General features: G+C 66.1%; 19 protein-coding genes. 4 read left to right on the plus strand and 15 right to left on the minus strand.

Going from position 1 to position 20,666, the window contains the following annotated elements:
* The 4 genes from FJY73_04915 to FJY73_04930 all read right to left on the minus strand — a co-directional run.
* On the minus strand, positions 1 to 148 hold a 148-nt coding region (locus FJY73_04915), incomplete at its 3' end, for a hypothetical protein (GenBank protein ID MBM3319998.1).
* A gap of 75 nt (positions 149 to 223) precedes the next feature.
* A complete protein-coding gene (locus FJY73_04920) occupies positions 224 to 643 on the minus strand; it encodes a hypothetical protein (GenBank protein ID MBM3319999.1) in 420 nt (139 codons plus the stop codon).
* The gene (locus FJY73_04925) at positions 640 to 1,254 is read right to left on the minus strand and encodes a YceI family protein (protein MBM3320000.1); all 615 of its coding nucleotides are present in this window, start codon (positions 1,252 to 1,254) and stop codon (positions 640 to 642) included. Before FJY73_04925 ends, FJY73_04920 begins: the two co-directional genes overlap by 4 nt.
* 10 nt (positions 1,255 to 1,264) lie before the next feature.
* Complete coding sequence (locus tag FJY73_04930; protein MBM3320001.1) at positions 1,265 to 2,362, minus strand: hypothetical protein; 1,098 nt, start codon at positions 2,360 to 2,362, stop codon at positions 1,265 to 1,267.
* A gap of 213 nt (positions 2,363 to 2,575) precedes the next feature.
* Between FJY73_04930 and FJY73_04935 the strand changes: the two genes are divergently transcribed.
* Positions 2,576 to 3,487, plus strand: a complete 912-nt coding sequence (locus FJY73_04935; GenBank protein ID MBM3320002.1) for a cation transporter — start codon at positions 2,576 to 2,578, stop codon at positions 3,485 to 3,487.
* A gap of 16 nt (positions 3,488 to 3,503) precedes the next feature.
* On the opposite strand, the gene FJY73_04940 is transcribed toward FJY73_04935, so the two are convergent.
* Positions 3,504 to 6,521, minus strand: coding sequence for a CapA family protein (locus FJY73_04940; protein ID MBM3320003.1), 3,018 nt, complete (start codon positions 6,519 to 6,521; stop codon positions 3,504 to 3,506).
* Between the two features lie 104 nt (positions 6,522 to 6,625).
* Here FJY73_04940 and FJY73_04945 point away from each other — a divergent pair, with 104 nt between their 5' ends.
* Entirely contained in the window at positions 6,626 to 7,915 is a 1,290-nt protein-coding gene (locus FJY73_04945) for an amidohydrolase (protein MBM3320004.1), read from the plus strand.
* Positions 7,916 to 7,924: 9 nt separating this feature from the next.
* Here the strand turns inward: FJY73_04945 and msrA are convergent, their stop codons facing one another.
* Both msrA and FJY73_04955 read right to left on the minus strand, forming a co-directional pair.
* Entirely contained in the window at positions 7,925 to 8,485 is a 561-nt protein-coding gene (gene msrA, locus FJY73_04950) for a peptide-methionine (S)-S-oxide reductase MsrA (GenBank protein MBM3320005.1), read from the minus strand.
* A 217-nt stretch (positions 8,486 to 8,702) separates the two neighbouring features.
* Entirely contained in the window at positions 8,703 to 9,698 is a 996-nt protein-coding gene (locus tag FJY73_04955) for a PD40 domain-containing protein (GenBank protein MBM3320006.1), read from the minus strand.
* 218 nt (positions 9,699 to 9,916) lie between these two features.
* Here FJY73_04955 and FJY73_04960 point away from each other — a divergent pair, with 218 nt between their 5' ends.
* Positions 9,917 to 10,351, plus strand: a complete 435-nt coding sequence (locus FJY73_04960) for a CBS domain-containing protein (GenBank protein MBM3320007.1) — start codon at positions 9,917 to 9,919, stop codon at positions 10,349 to 10,351.
* 144 nt (positions 10,352 to 10,495) lie between these two features.
* Here the strand turns inward: FJY73_04960 and FJY73_04965 are convergent, their stop codons facing one another.
* The 5 genes from FJY73_04965 to FJY73_04985 all read right to left on the minus strand — a co-directional run bounded on the left by FJY73_04965 (position 10,496) and on the right by FJY73_04985 (position 15,064).
* Positions 10,496 to 11,320: a hypothetical protein gene (locus FJY73_04965; protein MBM3320008.1), complete on the minus strand. Its 825-nt coding sequence runs from the start codon at positions 11,318 to 11,320 to the stop codon at positions 10,496 to 10,498.
* Positions 11,321 to 11,625: 305 nt separating this feature from the next.
* Positions 11,626 to 12,162, minus strand: a complete 537-nt coding sequence (locus FJY73_04970; protein MBM3320009.1) for a hypothetical protein — start codon at positions 12,160 to 12,162, stop codon at positions 11,626 to 11,628.
* A 253-nt stretch (positions 12,163 to 12,415) separates the two neighbouring features.
* Positions 12,416 to 13,132: a L,D-transpeptidase gene (locus tag FJY73_04975; GenBank protein ID MBM3320010.1), complete on the minus strand. Its 717-nt coding sequence runs from the start codon at positions 13,130 to 13,132 to the stop codon at positions 12,416 to 12,418.
* Complete coding sequence (locus tag FJY73_04980) at positions 13,129 to 14,289, minus strand: L,D-transpeptidase (GenBank protein MBM3320011.1); 1,161 nt, start codon at positions 14,287 to 14,289, stop codon at positions 13,129 to 13,131. The genes FJY73_04975 and FJY73_04980 overlap by 4 nt, the downstream gene beginning before the upstream one ends.
* A gap of 160 nt (positions 14,290 to 14,449) precedes the next feature.
* Entirely contained in the window at positions 14,450 to 15,064 is a 615-nt protein-coding gene (locus tag FJY73_04985) for a hypothetical protein (GenBank protein ID MBM3320012.1), read from the minus strand.
* Between the two features lie 430 nt (positions 15,065 to 15,494).
* Between FJY73_04985 and FJY73_04990 the strand changes: the two genes are divergently transcribed.
* Complete coding sequence (locus FJY73_04990; GenBank protein MBM3320013.1) at positions 15,495 to 18,308, plus strand: leucine--tRNA ligase; 2,814 nt, start codon at positions 15,495 to 15,497, stop codon at positions 18,306 to 18,308.
* A gap of 86 nt (positions 18,309 to 18,394) precedes the next feature.
* Here FJY73_04990 and FJY73_04995 read toward each other — a convergent pair whose 3' ends face one another.
* The 3 genes from FJY73_04995 to FJY73_05005 all read right to left on the minus strand — a co-directional run bounded on the left by FJY73_04995 (position 18,395) and on the right by FJY73_05005 (position 20,379).
* Positions 18,395 to 18,811, minus strand: coding sequence for an HIT family protein (locus FJY73_04995; GenBank protein MBM3320014.1), 417 nt, complete (start codon positions 18,809 to 18,811; stop codon positions 18,395 to 18,397).
* Positions 18,812 to 18,932: 121 nt separating this feature from the next.
* A complete protein-coding gene (gene rpmG, locus FJY73_05000; protein ID MBM3320015.1) occupies positions 18,933 to 19,112 on the minus strand; it encodes a 50S ribosomal protein L33 in 180 nt (59 codons plus the stop codon).
* A gap of 199 nt (positions 19,113 to 19,311) precedes the next feature.
* The gene (locus FJY73_05005; GenBank protein MBM3320016.1) at positions 19,312 to 20,379 is read right to left on the minus strand and encodes a DUF3078 domain-containing protein; all 1,068 of its coding nucleotides are present in this window, start codon (positions 20,377 to 20,379) and stop codon (positions 19,312 to 19,314) included.
* Between the last annotated feature and the right edge of the window lie 287 nt (positions 20,380 to 20,666).

Here is a 20,666-nt window from a genome sequence, read left to right on the forward strand (position 1 = left end):
GCGGGAAGAGCGAGAAGAGGGCGAAGAACGCCATCGTCGCCGCCGCCTCGAGGCCGCGCGCGCGATCGAGGCCGACGATCGCCGAGGCGATGACGCGAACCGCGCGAACCGCCGGGGCGAGAAATCGCCGAAGCCGTGTTCCGAGCATTCCGATCCCCGGGCGCAAGAATCCCGGCCGAGAGGATATCAGGAAAAGGCCCCGGGGCGAAGGCTGGAGGGGGGATCAGTTGTCCGCCGCGCCCTCCGCGATCCACGCGCGGATCGTCTCGAGATCCTCGCCGCCAAGCGCCCCTCCGGCGGGCATTCTCTGGCCGAAGTCCGGGTTGCCGAGAAGCTTCTGGTAGAGGACCGAGCGCCCGGGGTCCCCCGGGACGACGCGAACCTCGGGCGCGTATCCGACCGAGACCACGCCGACGAGAGCGGAACGGCTGTTTCCTCCGACGAGGGTGAGCCCGCCGCTCGTACCGTGGCATCCGGCGCAGTTCGCGTTCCAGATCGGCTGCACATCTTCGCGGTAGGAGACCGCGGGGGCCGGATTCCCGTTGCCGTTCGTGTTCCCGGGATCGACAGGGCCGCCCTGATCCGAGCATCCGGCGAAGACATGGATCGCGGCGGCGAGGACAAGCGGTTTCATCTTCTTCATGGCGCCTCCTCTTGTTCGGCGGCGAGCGGATGGGCGACGATCCGTACGTGAACGCGCTGGACTTCATTCAGCCGGAGCAGGAGAAACTGCGGGCGCGGGATCTCGAAGTCGGAGAGGCGGATCTCGAACGCGGTCTCGATGAGGAGAGACCCGTTCTTCCCGCGTCGGATCTCGACCGGGACCGCAAGCGGACGGGTCACGCCGTGGAGCGAGAACATTCCGGCGAGCGAGAAGCGTGCCCGGCCCTCCGAGTCCCAGCTCCCCTCGATCGGATCGACGATTCGTCCACCGCGGAAGACCGCCTTCGGGAAATCGTCGGTGTGGAGATGGTTCTCCCGCATGTGCGCGTTTCGAAGGTCGATTCCGGTGTCCAGCGTCGCGAGGTCCGCCTCGACGAAGACCACGACCGATTCGGAGAGAGCGGGAAGATCCGCACGAATCCATCCCGATACCGCGCGCGTCTTTCCGTCGAAGCTCTCGAGCGGAGCGGACGATCGAAACCGGACGAGATTCTCCTCCTCGCCGGACCGGATCTCGAAGCGCTCCGCGAACGCCCCCGGCGCGAGGAGAGTGAGAACGAGCACCGCGCGCGTCGCCGCGCCTCTTCGCATGTCTTCTCCTCTAGTAGAAGAAATGAACGACAAGCAGGGCCTCCGCATCGTCCTTTTCCGTGAATGCGGGCCCTTCGTCGAAGTCGTGAAAGTAGACCATGCCGAGGATGCCGGCGAAGGGGAGCGGAAGCGCGTCGATACCGATCCCGACTCGGCGGTGCGCGCCGTTCGCCCGATCGATGTCGGGGTCGTGGAGATCGTAGGTCGCGAGGAGGTCGATCCCCTGCGCCAACCTCCCCGAAACCTCGTGAGAGATCGCGAAGGAAGTGGTCTCGACTTCGCCCGCCGCTCGCTGCCAGTCGCACTCGCCGATCCACGCGAAAGGTCCCCACGAGAGGGAGGCGAACGGACCGGCCGTCCAATCGGCGACGCTTGTCGGCGCGTCCTCGAGAAGAGAGCCGCCGATCGCCGCCCGGAGAGGACCGGCGCGGACCCTCTTCTCGACACGGAAAACATACGCCCGCGCGCCGTCCGAATCGCGAAGCCGCCCGGGCGCTCCGTTCAAGATCGAAAGGTTGAGGCTCATATTGATCGGAAACAAGCCGAGCTCGATCCCGACGTCGGTGTGCGCCGGGGGCGTGAAGTAACCGAGCGTCGCGCGCGTGAAGGCCGTGTGGTCGGGCCGCCGCCAGCCGTAGGCCGGGGCGAATCGGCCGACCTTGAGGGTTCCGTTCGCGGGGAGAATCGATGCGGTCGCGAAGAGCTCGTAGGAACCGGTGATGCCGCGTTCCGCGTAGACGGCGAAGCGGGGTTCCATCTGAACGTGCAGATACACGTCTCCCTGCATCTGAAAGAAGTTGTTCGTCTGTTTGTGTTCGCGGGAGTAGGCGGCGAGCGTGCGCATGTCGGCTCCGAGGATCACGCTCCGGGTGAGGGCGCGCTCAATCCTCTCGACGCCCTCGTCGAACGAGGGGCGCATCGCGATTTCGTTCGGGAGGAGATACTCGCTCGCGTAGGCGCTCCGCATCCCACCCCCGGAGGGATCCTCGTGGCAGAGCTGGCAGCGCTGCCCGTAGCGGGCGGAGTAGCGCGGGACGGCGTGAGCCGCCCCGGTCGAGGCAAGAAGGGCGGCGCCCGCGAGCGCGATCGCCATCAACCGGAAGATCATAACCTCTCCCGTTGCTCGTCGGAGGGATGGATCGCCCGGACGACCCGGATGTCTCGGGGGGCGGGCTCTTGAGATAGAGATAGGAAGAGAGCGGGCCTCGCGCCAGTCGCGGTTTCCCTTGCCGCTCCGTTGGTCCGGGTCTACGATGGGGCGGGCCGGGAGCGCCTGGGCTCCCCGCGGCCGATTCGGCTTTCCACCCGGCGGGTGCGTCGCATGGATCGTTTCGACACGGGCATCCGCGCATCGGGGCTCTCGATCGGGGTCAACCTCGCCCTTGCGCTCGCCAAGGTCTTCACGGGGATCGTCGGAAACTCGTACGCGCTCATCGCGGACGGAATCGAATCGACGGCGGACGTCGTCTCCTCGGCGATCGTCTGGGGCGGGCTCCGCATCTCCGCGCGCCCGCCGGACCGCACGCATCCCTATGGGCACGGCAAGGCGGAATCGCTGGCCGGGGTCCTGGTCGCGGTCGCGATCATGCTCGCGGCGACCCTCATCGCTGTTCAGAGCGTTCGGGGAATCCACGAGCCGCACCGCGCGCCGGAGTGGTACACGCTCGCCGTTCTCGCTCTCGTCGTCGGGATCAAGGAGACGATGTACCGGAGGAACCTTCGGATCGGGCGCACGCTGAACAGCCGCGCGCTGCAAGGGGACGCCTGGCACCATCGATCGGACGCGATCACATCGCTCGCCGCGTTCGTCGGGATCTCGGTCGCGCTGATCGGCGGGAAGGGCTACGAGGCCGCGGACGATTGGGCGGCGCTCCTCGCGTGCGGCATCATCCTCTACAACGGCGTTCGGCTTCTCCGGCCGGCGGTGGACGAGGTGATGGACGCGGCGGTGTCCGGCGAGGTCGAGACGGAAATCCGCGCGATCGCCGCGAAGGTGCCTGGTGTGGTGGAGGTCGAGAAGTGCCGCGTGCGAAAGAGCGGCCTCGGACTCCTCATGGACATTCACGTCGTGGTGGAGGGCCGGATCAGCGTGCGTGAGGGCCACCGCATCGGTCACGAGGTGAAGGACCGTCTCACGGAATCCTATCTGCCGATTCGGGACGTCGTCGTGCACGTCGAGCCGGACCGCTCGGATCACGCGTGTGATGGGGGCGTGGACCAAGAGCCGGGGTAGGGGAGGTCGAGCGGTCTCATCTCAACAGGACGATCTTGCCCGTGAGCGCGCGCCCGTCGATCGCCGCGCGGACGAGGTAGACGCCGCTCGGAACCTCGCGGCCGCGCGCGTCCGTCCCCTTCCAGACGACGCCGAGCTTCGTTCCGCCCTCCGCTTCCCCTTGGTGAACCGTCGCGATTCTCCGCCCGCGGATGTCGAAGATCTCGATCCGCACGTCGGCCTTCCCCTCTCCCGGGATCGAGAGCTCGATCGTCGTGCGCGCGTTGAACGGGTTCGGGAAGTTCTGAAGAAGCGGCGCAGCCGGCGCGGGCGGCCGGCCGCCGACGGATGTCGCCGACGGTTCGTAAGCGGTCTCGGAGTACTCGACGATCACGCTCCCCGGCCCGGCGCTCATGCTTCGCACCTGAAGGAAACGGAAGTTGTTGGGTGAAGGAATCGCGCTCTCGCCGTTCCAGGCGACCCACGGCTCCCACTCGATGAACGCGAGGTCGTCGAACCACGCGTGTCCGGTTCCGCTCGCGGGACGATCGTTCGAGCAGCGCACCTCGAAGTATACGCCGTTCGACGGCGTGTCGAGGTCCTTCCACTGGCGGACCCAATCGCATGTTCCGGAGAAAGACGGCGCGGCGTTCGTGCTCGCGACTGGCGTCTCCGAGTGGCGGGTCGAGTAGAAGCGGGCGCTCATCCACGCGCCGCCGGCGTTCTCCGCCTTCATGTAGCCGAGAATCGAGTGGGCATTCGCGGGATCGCAAGGGAGGTGTTTCTCGAGATCGGCGCCGACCGCGCCGCTGCTTCCCGAGGAGCGCCGGAGCGCGAGCGAGCGCGCGCCGGAGTGCGCGGCGTTGGTGTCGAGCCACTCGTCCGCCGAGTTCAGGTCCCAGAAGGTCGCGCCCTCCTCCTCGAAAACCCCGTGCCAAAGGATCTCTCTCCCCCAGCGCACCTCCCAGCCGCTCCCCGGCCCCTCGATCGATCGAATCGCGGAGAGGTTTCCCTTCCCCTCGAGCGCGAGAGGCGGCGTCGTGCGGCCTCCGCTCGCAACGAAGAGCGAGTCGACGATCGTCGCGGGGGTGACGGTCGAGTCGGTCGCGGCCCGGTCGAGATAGATACGCGCCCCCGCCTTGTCGAAGAAGGGGGCGACGATGGCGCCCATCGGACGCGAGTAGTCGGCCATCCGGTCCACGATCTCGCGTCCGAGCGTTCCGGTCGCCGGCCTCGGAATCCAATCGTCGATCCACGCCGGAACGAAGGAGTAGCCGACGATCCCCTCCTTGTCGATGGCGAGCGTGAGAACGATCGTCGGCATCGTCTCGGGATAGTACAGATCGAAAACGAAGTTCCCGAGGCTGTGCGCGATGAGCTTTCCGTTGTGCGACTCGAACCCTTGCAGCACGTGCGGATGATGGTTGATGACGACGTCCGCCCCGAGGTCCGCCGCGAGACGGCGAAGGGCCCGATCGCCCGGGCTCGGCTCCACGCGGAAGCGGAAGTCGGGGTCGCCCGGACCGATTGCGTTCGCCTCGACGGGGAACGGTTCCGCGAGACGCCCGCCTTTCTCCGGCGGCGCGGTGTCGTACTCGTCGCCGCTGTGCGTTTGGATGACGACGATGTCGGCCGCCTCGCGCGCCGAGGCGACCGCCGCCTCGACGTTGTGCGCGAGAAAGTACGCGAAGCCGGGCTTGCTCGCCCCCGCGTCGAGGAATGGCTGATAGTTCCACTTCCGGCCGCATCGATTGCACTGTCCAAGAAACGCCATCCGGACGCCGTTCTTCGAGTAGAACGTCGGAAGGAGCGCGAAGTACTCGTTCGTTCCCGCGCCGGAATGCCGGATATCGAGGCTGTCGAGGAGACGAAACGTCTGGAGCATCCCCTCCTCGCCGTAGTCGATGATGTGGTTGTTGGCGGTCGTCACGAGGTCCACGCCGGCGTACGCGATCCCCGCGATGTTCTCCGGGCGGCTTCGAAAGACCACGCTCTTCGTCGGGTGCGGCGTCCCCTGGTTGGTATACGCACATTCGAGATTGCAAACATTCACGTCCGCGGCGTTTCCGAAGATCGAAAGGGTCGGCTCGAAGAGCGCCTCGATCCCCTGCGTGGCGATGATCCCTCCCGGTGTTTCGTAGCCGCGCCCGGTGAAAACATCCCCGACGAAGTTCACCGTGATCGGAAGGTCGCCCGCGCCCGGCTCGACGCGCACCTGGCACGTGTCGGTCCCGGCGAGGGCGCTCTCGTCGCGGACGAGGAGCCCCACCGTGTACGTGTAATGCGCCTCGACGAGGAACTCGTGGGTCGGGTTCCGCTCGCCGCTCGTCCCTCCGTCTCCGAAGTCCCAGGAGAAGGTGTGGACATCCGAGTCGGGATCGAAGACGTTCGCGTAGAACTGAACGCCGACGAGGAAGAGGTTCTTCGCGACCGGCACGGTCTTCTCCACGACATACGAGATGCTCGGCTCGGGCGGCACGGGGAGAGCCTCGGTCACGTCGGCGATCTCGTCGAAGAGAACGATTCCGGTCGTTCCCTCGTCGTCGTCGTTCGCGTAGAAGAGGCGGTCGATGGTCGGGAGGTAGCCGTAGGTCGCCTTCCAGTCGCGGCCGATCGGGAGGAGATAGGCGTACCACTCGTCCTCCGGGAAGGCCCCCTGGTAGACGGTCCACCACTTCGATTCCTGCGGGAGCTGCTCCCCCGCGAACGTGTAGAAGAGCTCGTTCAGCGAATCGCCGACGCCGAAGGCCTGCATCTCGCCAAGCCGCTCGACAAACGCAGCCGCCTGCCAGACGGTCTCTTCCGCGATAGCGATCGCCGGGATCCGCTGGATCTTCCACGTGTTTCCGAAGAGGCGAAGGGCGTAGGAGCCTGCGTACGGATTGCTCGATGTCACGGTCCAGTCGGACGGATCGGCGTCCTGCCCCGGATAGCTTTCGAGGGCGACGGAGCCGCTCTCGAAGTCCTCGATGATCACCCCGCGCGTCGCGGCGAATGGAGCGCCGGCGGCGAGGGCCGATAGAAGAAGCACAAGAAGAAGTCTCGCGTTCGGCATGCGCGTTCCTCGGGTTCGGCCGGGCGCGGGGGAGGTTCGCGCTTCATTATACCACGGCGGATCGTTTACGATGGAGCGAGGTTCCTGCTTCCGAGGAGAGGATCATGAGACGAAAAGGAGTCGCCGCGTTCTTTCTCGCCCTGCTCCCCCACTGGGCCGCGGCCCACGCGGAGAGAAACGCTCCCGATTTCGCCGCGTTCGTCGCGAAGCACGAGGCGCGCGCGATCGAGGAGCGGCGCTGGTTTCACGCGCATCCGGAGCTCGCCCTTCGCGAGACCGAAACACGGGCGCACATTCTCGCGGCACTCGCCGAGTTTTCGGGAATCGAGATCGTCGACGGGGATTGGGGGACCGGCGTCGTCGCGATCCTCCGGGGAGACGAACCCGGACCGCTCGTCGCCTGGCGCGCGGACATGGACGCGCTCCCCATCGCCGAGGAGACCGGGCGGTCGTTCGCGTCGACGAGGACCGACACGTCCGAGGGGCGCACGGTCGGCCTCATGCACGCGTGCGGCCACGACATCCACATGAGCGTCGCTCTCGGCGCGGCGCGCGTTCTCTCGGACGCACGCGCGATGATGCGAGGCTCTATTCTCTTTATCTTTCAACCGGCGGAGGAAACCGGCGCGGGCGCGGCGCAGATGATCGAGGCGGGTGTCTTCGAGGACGGACGCCTCCCGAAGTGCATCCTCGCGCTGCACGATCATCCGACGCTTCTCGCAGGCCGCGTCGGTTCGTGCGCCGGTTACGCGAGCGCGAACGTGGACGCCTTTCGCCTCACGGTGAAGGGGAAAGGTGGGCACGGCGCGTACCCGCACGAGACGATCGATCCGGTGACGCTCGCCGCGGAGATCGTGCTCGCGCTTCAGACGATCGTCGCGCGCGAGATCTCCGTCGACCGTCCCGCGGTGATCTCGGTGGGGAGCATCCACGGAGGCTCGAAGAGCAGCGCGATCCCGGACGAGGTCGTCCTCTCGGCGACGGTTCGGAGCCGCGACGACGAGACGAGGGCGGAACTCCAAGCGCGGATCGAGCGGACCGCGCGCGGCCACGCCGCCGCAGCGGGCGCTCCCGAGCCGGTTCTCGAGTACTTCCTCGGCACGCCCGCCGGCTACAATGATCCGAAGCTCGTCGCCGAGGCGCGCGAGGTCTTCCGGCGCGTGCTCGGCGAGGAGAACGATCTCGTCTACGAACCGGGAATGGGCGGCGAGGATTTCTCCTACTTCGGTCGAATCGTCCCCGGCTTCCAGTTCCGTCTCGGCGTCGGGCGGGAGGGGGTCGAGATGGCGCTTCATAGTTCAACCTTCGATCCGGACGAAGCGGCGATTCCGGTCGGCATCCGGGTCGTCGCCGAGGTGCTCTGGGATCAGCTTCATCGCGCGGAGAATGATTGAGTTCGCTCTCTACTTCGCCGGATCGTGCTTCAGCTTGCCTGCGAACTTCTCGCGGAAAGCGGCGACCTTCGGGTCGATCACGACGCGGCAGTAGGGCTGGTTCCGGTTCTTGAAGTAGTACTCCTGGTGGTATTTTGCGGCGGGATAGAACGCCTCAAAAGGGACGACCTCGGTGACGATCGGGTTGCGCCAGACCTTCTCCTCGGCAAGCTCGTGAATCAGGATCTCGGCCGTCCCCTTCTGATCCGGCGTGTGAAAGAGGATGATCGAGCGGTACTGGGTCCCCTCGTCCGCTCCCTGGCGGTTCGGCGTGGTCGGGTCGTGGACGGAGAAGAAGACCTCGAGGATCTCTCGAAAGGAGATCTCCCTCGAGTCGTACTCGATCTGAACGACCTCGGCGTGCCCGGTCGTTCCGTCGCACACCTCCTCATAGGTCGGGTTCGGCGCGGTCCCGCCCGCGTAGCCGGACTGCACGCCGACCACGCCGTGAAGCTGCCCGAAGAGCGCCTCGAGGCACCAGAAGCACCCGCCCCCGAGCGTCGCGACATGAACCCACTCGGCCCCGCCCATCGTTTCTCCCCCCTTTCGAAGAAAGGAAACCCGCGGCCGGTGAAGAGAGACCCCGGGCCGGTCGCCCCCTAAGAGGGTTTCCTTGACTGCAATCTAATGCATTAGCCGCGCCCGCGCTTCTCCCGCGGCCGGTGCGCCCCCCGTCTCCGCTCTGTCGGGAAAGGTGCTCCCGAGGCGCGATCTCCCGAGCACTCCGCGCGGCTTCCCTTCGCAGAGGTTACGGGGCGGCCTTCCTCTTTGCGACGTAGATGTCCGCCTCGATCATCTTCATTTCGGAGTCGAAAAAATGATGAGTGAAGTAAATGTTCCCCTCGCGGTCGAGCGCCGGGTCTCCCGCGAAGCTCGAAACAATTTCCTCGGGCTCGCTCCACGAGCCGTCTCCTTGCCGGAAGGTCCGAAAGAGAGCGGGGCCGGGGTGGCCGAGACCGCTCCATGCGGTGAACCAGAGCTCGGATCCGTCGGGGGAAAGCCAGGGCCATCCCTCGTCATTCGGGCTGTTCACGGGCGCTCCGAGGTTGACCGGCGGCGTCCACTCGCCGGAGACCTTCTCGGTCATCCAAAGATCGTAGCCGCCCATGCTCTGCTCGAGCCGATGGAAGCACATCCGGGTTCCGCTCTCGTCCGTGTACAGCTCGCCGACGTTGTACTCGCTGTTCAGCTTCGCGCCGGCGTTCCGCCAATCGGTCCATGCGCCGCCGCGGAGAGTCGCGGTGTAGATATCCCCGTCCGCGCCGTACATCCCCTGCCGGAACGAAGCGAACCAGAGGAGATCTCCCTGGATGCAGAGCGGCCCGTCGAGGGAGATCGCGTGGTTCAGAACCGCCCGCTCCGGCTCGCTCCACTCGCCGCCGGTCTTCGTGGTCCACCAGATGCCGGTGATCCCGTCGAGGAGTTGGCGTTCGGGCGGAACGCTCACCCCGGGCGTGAAGAAGAAGAGGAACGTGTTCCCGTCAAGCGAGACGACCGGCGCGTCTTCCGCGCCCGCCGTGTTGACGGGGCCCTCCATCGGCTCCGGGTCGAACCATTCGGACACGTGCAAGATCGGCGGGTAGAGATCCGTTTCGGGGGTCATCTTGACCGCGCCGGAGGGGATCGCTTCCTCGCGGGTCCGCGGGCGCGGCGCGTCCTCGTCGCTCGGGTTCGAGCAGCCGGCGACGCACAAGGCGAGCAGAACGAGAAGCGCGGGGTCGGTCATTCGGCGGCGGGCGCGCATGGGCACCGTCTCCTTTCTTGCCGCGCGCGGCTCTTCGTATTTTCCACGATCGATTTCTGGCGTCAAGCGGGACAGGAGACGATCGACCCGGCGCGCGCTCCCGGCGCAGCCGCTTCACTCTCCGCGAACGGCCGCGCATGATCTATGATGAAGAACGATCGGCCCGCGCAGCACCCCCGCGCGCGGGCCCCCGGTGCGACAGAAGGAGGGAAGAGAAGATGACCACCGTGCGGCAGCTCTTGCAGGCGAAGAACGCCGAGGTCTGGACCGTTCGGCCAGACGCGCTCGTCTACGAAGCTCTTCAGATGATGGCCGAGAAGGACGTGGGCGCTCTTCCCGTCGTCGAGGGGGGGAGGGTCGTCGGCATCTTCTCGGAGCGAGACTACGCGCGCAAGGTGGTCCTCAAGGGGAAGTCGTCGAGGACTTCGCCGGTTCGGGAGATGATGACCGCGCGCGTGCTCTTCGTGAGCCCGGCCGAGACGGTCGAGGAGTGCATGAAGCTGATGACGGAGAAGCGCGTTCGCCATCTCCCGGTGCTGGAGGAGGGGCGTCTCGTCGGGATCGTGAGCATCGGCGACGCCGTCAAGAAGGTGATCGCCGACCAACAGTTCACGATTGAAGTTTTGGAGAAGTACATCACCGGCGGGCGGTAGAGGCTCGCCGGCAAGGCGTAGCGACGACGAGAAGGGCCCCGGTTCTCCCGGGGCCCGGCTGTTCGTGCGGCGCGATGTCGAAGAAGCGGCGCGGAAGAGACGCCGCCATCCGCGACCGGCGTAAGGAACGCGAACGCGTTCGGGCTAACGACGGAACTGCGACTTCACGGCCCCCCAGCTCTTCTCCTCGACCGATGTGGAGCCGGAGGTTCCTTCAATCACAAAGGGAAAACCCTGGGGCGTCGAGGTTCCCGAGTCAAGAGCGGGCTCGAAGGTCGCTCCGTTGTCCAGCGACTGCTCGCCGTTCCCCGTCGTCGTCTGTCCGTTGATCGTGATCGGGGGCGCCCACGGGCCGGATGAGAGCGTGCCGTCGGTCATCCAGGCGATCCAATAGGTGCCCGGACCGAGAACGACGGGGGCGCTGCACACGTTCGCCATGATCGGACGGTTGGTCGCGCCTTGAGCGGTCGAGCTCACTCGGTAGATGTTCGACCACTGAGACGACACGAGCCGGTTCGTCGTCTTGTCGCCGAAGATCCGGACCGCGCCCGGAGCATCGGGAACGCCGTTCCAGATCTCGACGTAGACCGCGGTCATCGTGGAGGGGTTCGTCACCGCGTTTGTCTGGTAGGCGAAGAACGTGATCGTGCTGATGTTCCACGAGTCTCCCGGCGGCACCGTGAAGTCATCGGTGACCAGGTACTGGAGCTGGGCTTGGTGTCCGAAGCCGAGCGTGTTCATCCCGAGGTTGCTCTGAAGAACCGACTCGTCCGCTCCGCCGAAGCCGGTTCCCGGGCTGTTGACGAGGGGCCCGTTGTCGTAGAGAACGGCCCGCGGCATCGACCAGGTCGGTCCCGGGACCGGCGGGTTGTACGTGAACACAGCGGTGTTGGCGTTCTCGACCTGGTTCGCGAGGCACGGCGTCGCGGCCAAGGCGAGAGAGAGGGCCAGCTTCAAGCAGTCGCGCATACTCGATCCTCCTTGGGTTCCCGGCGCCACGCGGAGCCGGGGGGACAGCTCCGATCGCGAGGGCGAAACGGCGCTCCCGCAATCCCGCCCGAAAGCGGTGCTCGCGATTCGACCTTCGCGGGAGCCCACGGTTGGCGGGCGGCTCCGCACGATGGAAGAACTCGCCAAGAGGAAGATCGACGCCGGACGCCACCGCCTTGGGCGCGCTCCCAGGAAGATTTCGTGGCGCTCGCAGGCCCCCCGGGCCGGCGCCCGGCGGCAACTCGTTTCCGTACAAAAGGATGCGCGCGCCGCGGCGAACGCGACTACCGGCTCCCGGAAGACCGAGGCTCGGCGGGCGCGGGGCGCGGCGGCGCCACGAGGAAGAAGGACTCGCCCGGGAGGGAGCGGTAGAAGCGCTGCGCGTTCTCCGCCTTCATGCGAAGGAGAACACGCGGGCCCTCGTTCGACCAAGAAGCGCGGAGGGCGCGCACTCGTTCCTCGACACGGCTTCGGACGATCTCCGTGCGAGAGAAGGTCCCCTGACCGGTCGAATCCGCCGAGGACTCAACGACGAGCGTGAGCCCCTCTCGGTAGCGAATGCGGTAGACCGGCGGGACCCGATAGGCTTCCTCCGCGGTCGGAGGGATCGGGAGCGCCGGCTGCAGGCTGTCGAGCGCGAGGGCCGAGTCGGGAGGGGTGAACTCGATCCGCTTCTGGATGCGCGGGGGATCGAGACGCCCGTCCGTCCAGACGCGGACCGTCCAATCATCCGACCGCTTCGAGGGGCGAAACAGGACGCGGGGGCTCCCCACGCGGATCTCCTCGACCAGGTACTCCTCGAGGAACGCTCCTTTAAGCATCAATCGAAGAGATCTCGTTTCCGGATCGAGCACGACATAGAAGAACTTTCCCGAAAGGAGGCTCGGCACAACCTCGCGAGGATGATCCGTCGGAGACGGCGCGTCCGCGGGCGGCTCCTCGCCGTCCCCGCCGCTTCGGTCAAGGTAGACAGCGATCGCGACGAGAACGGCGCCGGCGACGAGAACGATCGAAGCCCGCCGAAGGCGCTTCCGCGCTCTCCGGCCGCCGCCCGCCGGTTCCGGGGCGGGGAGGCTAGAAGATGTAGATGGGTGTTCCCACATGAGCCTGCCGGTACAGCTCGCGGAGATCCGCGCGCCCCAGTCGAATGCATCCGTGCGTGACGCTTCGCCCGAGCAAGCGTTCGTAGAGGGTTCCGTGAATGAAGTAGCTGTTTCCGAAGCCGAGCGCGTACTCCCCCATCATGTCGTATTCGAAGCGCTCGCTCGCGTCCTCTGGAATCGGCCTTCCTTCCTCGATGAACGCCCAATCCGGCTTCCTCCAAACGGGATCCTTGATTTTTTGGTTCACGCGGAAAACACCGGGCGGGGTGTCGAAGACCCACTCCTTCGTTCCATGCGAGAGGACGATCCCCGAGCCGCACGAGCAGACGGCGTCGAGGAGCGCGCGCTCCTTCTCGCGAAGATAGAGCCGGTTGTGCGTCTGGTCGATGACGATGTAGGGGCCGCGCGGCGCGAGCTTCTGAAGGCGGGCGAGGAGGTCCGAGCGCGTCTTCGCGAGATCGGCGTCCGGCTCTGAAGCGGCTCCGTCCGGAGCGTCGCTCGCGCCGCCCGAAACGCCGTTTTCGTAGGGGTCGTACGCGAAACCGGTTCCGAGAAACGCGAGAACGACAAGAACGAGCGCGCTTACGGCAAGTCCGGCGGCGAGCCGGAATCGCCGCGGGGACTTCCGGGCCGGCCCGAAAGCGGCCCGCGGAAGGTCCGCGGATCGGTCCGCGTTCGAGGCGCTCATCCTCCCCTCGCACGCCTGGCTTCTTGGAACCGAAGAACGAGCTCCTGGAAGACGCCGCCGTCGCCGTCGCTCCCGACGATCGTCACCGGCGTCCCAACCTCCGCGGCGTCGAAGATCTTGTCCATCAGATCGTTCGAGACCGCCACGCACCCCTGCGTCCAGTCGTTTCCTCGGCCGCCGTCGCCGTGAATCTCGATCAAGCCTCCGGGCGTCGCGTTACGGGGAACGAGCCCCTTCCTCTTCGCCTCTTGAAGCTCCTTCTTGTCCAGGCTGTTCGGGTAGTCGATCAGAAGCGCTTTGTAGTACTTGGACTGTCCCCGGCCTTTCTTCTGGACGACCGTGTATTTCCCCTCGGGCGTCGCGCCGTCTCCGGACCGGAGCTTGTCGCTCACGTTGTTGTATCCGATGTCGCACGGGTAGGTCGCCCGCACGACGCCGCCGCGATAGATCATCAATCGATGATTCGCTTTCGTGACGACGATCGCGGTCTTCCCGGTCCGCCGCGACCACTCGATCGTCTCCTGGACCATGCGGCGCCAGCTCCGCACAAGAGGACCCTGCGTGTAGCGCGCGGCGCGCTCCGCGCAACGGGTTCCGAGATCCTCCGCCCAGACCGCGGCCTTCTCCGCCAGCTGCCGCGCCTCGTCGTAGTGGCCGTCGCGCTGCCGGTCCTCCGCCCGCGACAGGAAGAGCCTGGACCGGTTGAGGAGCGAACGTTCCTCGCGCGAAAGATGGATGGTCGCGGCGAGCGCGCTCGACGCGTCCACGGAGATCTTCGCCCTCGACACCGATTGACGCGCGGATCCTCGCGCGCTCTCCTTGGACGAAACCGCCCCTTCGGCCGCCTCATGGGCGATCGCCTCGGCGAGCACGAACACGCTCTCCGCGGCGGCAAAGTCGCGCATCGGAAGGAAGCGGACCTCTTGTGTCCGGTACTCGGTGAGCGCCTCGGCGAGCCGCGTCTCCGCCTCGCGGAACCGCTCCGCCGCCCACGAATCGGCGCCGTGCGCCCGGGCATCCTCGATCGCGCGGAGCGCGAGGTGCCTCGCCGCTTCGGGAGGAGTCGTCTTCCCCGTCAGAATGGGCCAAGAGAAGAAGAATGCCGCGGAGAACACGGCGAGAACCGCCACCGGGATGAGAATCCAGCGCTTCTTCATCGTACTTGCTGTCGCGGCGCTCCCAGCAAGCGTGCCTGGGGACGAATCAGTCGGGATCGCGCCCGGCTCGCCGGCGGTCGGGCCGCCGGGATCCGGGAAGCGGAGGCGCCCCCGATCGGTCTCGGCGGAAGCGCCCCCGCGCCTTCTTTCGACGAACGAACTATCTGCGCTTCTTCGCTTCCATCGCGGCGGTCAGCTCGTTCTTCACCGTCGTCGCCGTGTTGATCGCGAGCTTCGCCTGCTTCTGGGCCTCGAGGTACTTCTCGGACGCGAAGCTCATGTCCGCTTCCGCGATCGTCGTCTCGACCGAAGCCAAGTCCGACTTCATGACCTGGAGATCGAGGGCGGTCCCCTTCCCGCGCGGCGCCTTCTCGATCATCGTCTGCACTTCGACGAGGAGAGCCTTCGCCTCGTCGAGGAGACGGGTCGCTTCCGCCATAGCTTCCGCCTTCTTGGCGGCGGCGGTGCTCTTCACTTCCTGGGCCTTAGCCTCTACGTCGGCGGTGAGCGTCTTCGCCACTTCGTACTTGCGGAACAGGGCGAACTTCTTGTCCTGCACCCCAAGCTCGCGGTCGAGCGCCTGCTCCGCCTCGCGCAGCTTGCGAAGCGCGTCCGGCGCATACGTCTGCGCGTCCGGCGTCGTGGCTTCGGTCACCGCCGTGCGGGCCGCCGCGATCTCCATCTCGGGACGCTTGGCGCAGCCCGTGAAGGCGAGGCCGAGCACGGCTACGGCCGCGAACAGGAGCATGGGTTTCCATAGGGTCGTTCTACGCATACAATGCCTCCTCCGAAGACGCCGACCGCGATGGCGAACCATCGGCGAGAGACCAGAAAAGAACCCCGAAGGCCCGGCTCGTCCCGGCGCCCCAGGGACCTCAACCTTCACGCCTGATCGGTCCGTGCCCGCGGCGGGCTTTGCGTTCCTCGGCGACGAGACCTCCAGCCGGAAATGGGACCGGCGCGCTGAACCGTTCAACACGCCCGGCGGGGGAGGGCACCGGCATGCCGAAACACTTCCCCGCTTTCATGCCGAACGAATATAAACCCCCGCATCTTCCTCTGCAAGATGAATGATGAGCGGGGCGCCCGTCAACGAAAACCGCACAACCGACGACAAATCAACGGGTTGCTCGTCCGGGGCGGAAGTTTTCGCTCTCTTCCGCGCCTTCCGAGGCCTTCTCGGGCCGTGCTATAATCGCGCGATCATGAAGCGTTACAACTTCCGCGCGATCGAGAAAAAGTGGCAAGAGAGATGGGCGCGCGAGGGAACGTTCCGGACTCTCGGGCCGGGCGACCCCGGTTTCGATGCTTCGCGTCCAAAATATTATGTCCTCGACATGTTCCCGTATCCGTCCGGGGCGGGTCTTCACGTCGGCCATCCGCTCGGGTACATCGCCACGGACATCGTCGCCCGCTACAAGCGCATGCGGGGGCACAACGTTCTCCACCCGATGGGGTTCGATGCATTCGGGCTTCCCGCGGAGCAATATGCGATCGAGCACGGCGTTCATCCCCGCGTCACGACCGAGAAGAACATGGAGACGATGCGCCGCCAGCTCCGCGCGCTCGGGCTCGGCTACGATTGGGATCGCGAGGTCGCGACGATCGACGTCCGCTACTACAAGTGGACCCAGTGGATCTTCCTTCGCATGTACGATAGTTGGTACGACACGAGCTCCGACCGCGCGCGGCCGATCGCCGATCTGGGGCGGCTTCTCGCGTCGGGGGAGCGTCTCGTCGGTGCGGACGGATGCCTGATCCGCGCGGACGCGAGGATCTCCTCCGGCGACGCTCCGCGCCCGTGGGCTTCCCTGTCGAGGAAGGAACAAGAGGCGTTCGTCGACGCGCAGCGCCTCGCCTATCTCGCGGAGGTTCCGGTGAACTGGTGCCCCGCGCTCGGAACCGTCCTCGCCAACGAAGAGGTGACATCGGAGGGGCGCTCCGAAAGAGGGAACCATCCGGTCTACAAGCGTCCCCTGAAGCAATGGATGCTCCGCATCACCGCGTACGCGCAGAGGCTCCTCGACGACCTCGATCTCGTGGATTGGCCCGAGCCGATCAAGATGATGCAGAGGAACTGGATCGGCCGGAGCGAGGGGGCGATGGTCCGCTTCGCAGTCGCGGGGACCGGCGACCCGATCGAGGTCTTCACGACCCGGCCGGACACGATCTTCGGCGCGACCTACATGGTCCTCGCGCCCGAGCACCCTCTCGTGGAGAAGATCGCGGCTCCCGATCGGGCCGCCGAGGTCCGCGCCTATCGCGAGGCCGCCGCTCGGCGGAGCGACGTCGAGCGCCAAGCGGAGGCGAGAGAGAAGAGCGGGGTCTTCATCGGCGCGCGCGCGGTCAACCCGGCGACGGACGAGGAGATTCCGATCTGGATCGCCGACTACGTCCTCATGGGGTACGGAACGGGCGCGATCATGGCGGTGCCGGCGCACGACGAGCGGGATGCCGCGTTCGCGAAGGAGTTCGGCCTGCCGATCCGCCCGGTGGTCCTCCCGGCCGACGCATGGTTGAATGCTCAACAAACGACCCGCGAAGCGTATCTCCGCGATCCGGCCGCGTTCGAGGCGGTCTTCGCCGGCGAGGGCGAGGGAGTCGGCTCCTCAAACGCCGATGTTTCGCTCGACGGGTTGCCGACGGATCGGGCGAAAGAAGCGATCGTCGCCTGGCTTGAAAGGAAGGGGATCGGAGCCGCGAAGGGGCTGTTCAAGCTGCGCGACTGGCTCTTCAGCCGCCAGCGCTATTGGGGCGAGCCGTTCCCGCTTCTGCACGGGAGCGGCGGGCGGATCCGCGCCGCCGGCGAAGGGGACCTCCCGGTCGTTCTTCCCGAGATGGAGGACTTCCGCCCCGCGGTCTCCGACGATCCGGAAACCCCGCCGAAGCCCTCGTTGGCGCGCGCCCCGGAGGAATGGCGGATCGTGACGATCGACGGGGAGCGCTGGGAGCGCGAGCACAACACGATGCCGCAATGGGCCGGTTCGTGCTGGTACTACCTCCGCTTCATCGATCCGAAGAACGACGCGCGCCTCATCGATCCGGAAAAGGAGCGTTACTGGATGTCGCCGGGCGGCGTCGATCTCTACCTCGGCGGCGTCGAGCACGCGGTCTTGCACCTTCTCTACGCGCGTTTCTGGCACAAGCTGCTCCACGACCTCGGGTACCTCTCGACGAAGGAGCCGTTCGGGCGCCTCTTCAACCAGGGCTACATCCAGGCGTACGCGTACACGGACGAGCGCGGCGTCTACGTGGACGCGGCCCGGGTCGTCGAGGAGAAGGACGGGAAGTTCACGTTCGAAGGAAAACCGGTGACGCGCGCGTACGGGAAGATGGGAAAGTCGCTGAAGAACGCGGTGACGCCGGACGAGCTCGTCGCGGAGTACGGATGCGACAGCTTCCGCCTGCACGAGATGTACATGGGCCCGATCGAGGTCTCGAAGGCGTGGAGCACGCACGAGATCGTCGGCATGCACCGATTCCTTCTCCGCATTTGGAGAAACTTCTTCGACGAGAAGACCGGTGCGCCCCTCGTCCGCGAGGAACGCCCCGGGGAGGACCTCCTCCGTCTTCTCCACCGAACGATCCGAACCGTCACGGACGATCTCGAGAACCTCCGCTTCAACACGGCGATCGCCGCCCTCATCGAGCTAAACAACGCGCTCGTGGGGAGAGAGAGCCTCCCGCGAGCGGTCGCCGAGCCGCTCGTTCTCATGCTCGCGCCGATGGCGCCGCATTTCTGCGAGGAGCTCTGGGAAGCGCTCGGGGGCGAGGGGTCGGTCGCGGTGGCGTCCTGGCCGGAGTGCGACGAGAAGTATCTCGTCCTCGAGGAGATCGAGATCGTCGTTCAGGTGATGGGAAAGCTCCGCGCAAAGATTCTCGTCCCGGCGGACGCCGGCGAGGAGATGGTGTGCGAGCGCGCATCCGCCGATCCCGGCGTCCGGCGCCACCTCGAGGGGAAGACGATCCGCAAGGTGATCTTCGTGCCGGGCCGCCTCATCAACTTCGTCGCTTCTTAAACTGGATAAGGCGAGCGTTTTCTACTGTGGACGTGGAGCGCGCGTCTCAAGAGGCGTTCCTCCCGAGCGCGATCGGGAACACGAGGCTATTCCACGCAGTCGGCGATCCGTTTCGCGAGCGCGGCGCCCGAGGTCGCGTCCAGCTTGCCGGCGTTCCACGCGATCTCGAGCCCGGAGCCGTCGTCGAACTTGGGGATGATGTGGAAGTGGACGTGGTCGACGAACTGATGCGCCGCCCGCCCGTTGTTCTGGAGAACGTTGAAGGAAGCGGCGCCGGTCGCCTTCATCACGGCGCGGCTGAGGCGCGGAAGCACCCGTCCGATCGCGGCGGCCGCCGCGTCCGAGAGACGATCGATTGTCTCGGCCGGCTCCTTCGGAATGACGAGCGTGTGCCCTTCGCTGAGCGGGCCGATGTCGAGAAACGCGAGCACGCGCTCGTCTTCGTAGATCTTGTGGCAAGGGATCTCGCCCGCCAGGATCTTCGTGAAGATCGTCTCGGCCATGCGAAGTCTCCTCTCACGGTCGGGCGCGTCCGCGCCGAGAATCGCGAGCGCCGTTCGGCGCAAAGAACCCCGCGGGGGCACCCTCGCCCAGGCTAGCCTCGCGATCCGCCCAGGGCGTTCGTCACCGGATCTCTTTGTGGACCGTGTGCCTGCGGAGAAACGGGTTGTACTTCTTGAGCTCGAGGCGTCCCGTGGTCTTCTGCTTGTTCTTCGTCGTCGTGTATCGAGACGGGGGCTTCCCCTCCTTCTTCGCCTCCGTGCACTCGAGCGTCACCATGACGCGGTTGCCTTTCTTCGCCACTTCGCATCGCTCCTTTCCATCATCGGGAGATCCCTCGGTTCGCGGCCGGGTCTTCCCGTCGGGTGTTTCGCCCGGCGCCGAACCGGGGATTCGACAGTCGGATTATAACCGATCCGGCCCCTCGATGGGAAGACCGGAAAGGCGGGGGACGGCCCCGCCAACCGGCCGCAAAATGGTGAGTTGGCTTTGCGCGCCCGCTCTACAAAAACCGGTACGTGATGCCGATCGAAAGGGTCTGCTTGAACTGACCCGCCTTTCGGATCGCCGCGCGGACGTCGCCCGGGTTCTCGATCGCCCCGTCGATCGCCTCGGTCGGCGGGACCGTGTTGTCGTATTTATCGTAGAGCCACCTGAGGTACAGGTTGACCGAGAGGTACTTCGTGATCTGAGTCGAGAAGATGTTCTCCCAGTCGACGTCGAGAGCCATCGGGTAGTCGGCGACGTCGGAGGGGAAATCCGCGGCAGCGAGCTCGTCGACCGAAAGGCCGTCGAGGATGTCGCTGAATGAATAGAAGACCGGCTGGTAGAGGCTCAGCTTCGACGTCCAGGCGACCTGGTCGTCCAGAATCTTCGTCTTGTAGTCGGTCACCCATTCGAGGCCGCCGTCGTTCGTCGTCAGCGTCTTCGTCTCGTTTCCCTCGAGCGGGTCGACGAAGAACTTCCGGCTGCTCTGACGGAAGGTGAAGCCGAATCGGCTGAGAAGCTCCCTGTCCTTCTCCTTGATGAACTCGTGCGCCACGCCCCCCGATTCCTTGAACTTCAAAGGATTAAGGAAAAGGGATCTCCCTCCGGTCGTGTCGGAAACGTCCTGGAACTGGCTCTCGAAGCGAGCGGAGACGTAGGGATCGAGAAACCAGCCGAGCGTGAAGCGGAGGACGCTCTCCAGGTCGATCAGGTCGGTCGACTTCTCCGGCTTGTCCCACCCGCGGGTCCCGCTCGAGCGGATCTTCTGCTGGTGCGTTTGCCCGAAGGCGAGCTTCAGGATGCTCTTCGAGTTCGTCTTCTCGTTGAGCTGGTTCTCGAGCGTCCCGTTCGTGATGAGCGCCCACACGACGGAGCCCTTGTCCCCTCCGCTCCAGTTGTTGCTGTAGGCGCTCTGCGTGATGTTGAGGCCGCTTTCGAGGCTCGGATACCAGCGGCCCGTCTCGAGCTTCTTCTCTTTCGAATCCTGCGCCGCTCCGGGCGCGGCTGTGGCGAAGAGACAGGCGGTGGCGACCAGGGCCGCCGCAAGGTCGCGGCCCAACCAGCGTTCGAGACGAGTCTTCAACGCTTGCCTCCTTCTTCTTTTCTTCGGCGCGCGCGCCCGCGGCGCTTCTCGCCCCAGATCGCCGCGCGCCGTCCCCTTCATGCGAATCGACGATCGTCGGAAGGATAGCAGATGGGCCGGGCGATTTCGGGGGGCGAATTCGGGCGGCACAAGATCCGTTTCACGAGCTGCGGGGCGAGAGACGGCATGCCTCGACCTCGACATCGCCGGGATTTGTGAGGCGCTCCCGAATACCCTCCCTCCCGCCGCGTAACGCCTGCGTAACGCCTGCGTAACGCGCTCCCGGT

Source organism: Candidatus Eisenbacteria bacterium, from assembly GCA_016867715.1.
Taxonomy (GTDB): Bacteria; Orphanbacterota; Orphanbacteria; order Orphanbacterales; family Orphanbacteraceae; genus VGIW01.

Coding starts and splice junctions, on each gene's coding strand:
- FJY73_04945 (MBM3320004.1), top strand. CDS start 6,626: ATGAGACGAAAAGGAGTCGCCGCGTTCTTTCTCGCCCTGCTCCCCCAC.
- FJY73_04935 (MBM3320002.1), top strand. CDS start 2,576: ATGGATCGTTTCGACACGGGCATCCGCGCATCGGGGCTCTCGATCGGG.
- FJY73_04995 (MBM3320014.1), bottom strand. CDS start 18,811: ATGGCCGAGACGATCTTCACGAAGATCCTGGCGGGCGAGATCCCTTGC.
- FJY73_04960 (MBM3320007.1), top strand. CDS start 9,917: ATGACCACCGTGCGGCAGCTCTTGCAGGCGAAGAACGCCGAGGTCTGG.
- FJY73_04990 (MBM3320013.1), top strand. CDS start 15,495: ATGAAGCGTTACAACTTCCGCGCGATCGAGAAAAAGTGGCAAGAGAGA.
- FJY73_04970 (MBM3320009.1), bottom strand. CDS start 12,162: ATGCTTAAAGGAGCGTTCCTCGAGGAGTACCTGGTCGAGGAGATCCGC.
- FJY73_04965 (MBM3320008.1), bottom strand. CDS start 11,320: ATGCGCGACTGCTTGAAGCTGGCCCTCTCTCTCGCCTTGGCCGCGACG.
- FJY73_04925 (MBM3320000.1), bottom strand. CDS start 1,254: ATGCGAAGAGGCGCGGCGACGCGCGCGGTGCTCGTTCTCACTCTCCTC.
- FJY73_04985 (MBM3320012.1), bottom strand. CDS start 15,064: ATGCGTAGAACGACCCTATGGAAACCCATGCTCCTGTTCGCGGCCGTA.
- FJY73_04975 (MBM3320010.1), bottom strand. CDS start 13,132: ATGAGCGCCTCGAACGCGGACCGATCCGCGGACCTTCCGCGGGCCGCT.
- FJY73_04955 (MBM3320006.1), bottom strand. CDS start 9,698: ATGCGCGCCCGCCGCCGAATGACCGACCCCGCGCTTCTCGTTCTGCTC.
- FJY73_04920 (MBM3319999.1), bottom strand. CDS start 643: ATGAAGAAGATGAAACCGCTTGTCCTCGCCGCCGCGATCCATGTCTTC.
- FJY73_04930 (MBM3320001.1), bottom strand. CDS start 2,362: ATGATCTTCCGGTTGATGGCGATCGCGCTCGCGGGCGCCGCCCTTCTT.
- msrA (MBM3320005.1), bottom strand. CDS start 8,485: ATGGGCGGGGCCGAGTGGGTTCATGTCGCGACGCTCGGGGGCGGGTGC.
- FJY73_04940 (MBM3320003.1), bottom strand. CDS start 6,521: ATGCCGAACGCGAGACTTCTTCTTGTGCTTCTTCTATCGGCCCTCGCC.
- FJY73_04980 (MBM3320011.1), bottom strand. CDS start 14,289: ATGAAGAAGCGCTGGATTCTCATCCCGGTGGCGGTTCTCGCCGTGTTC.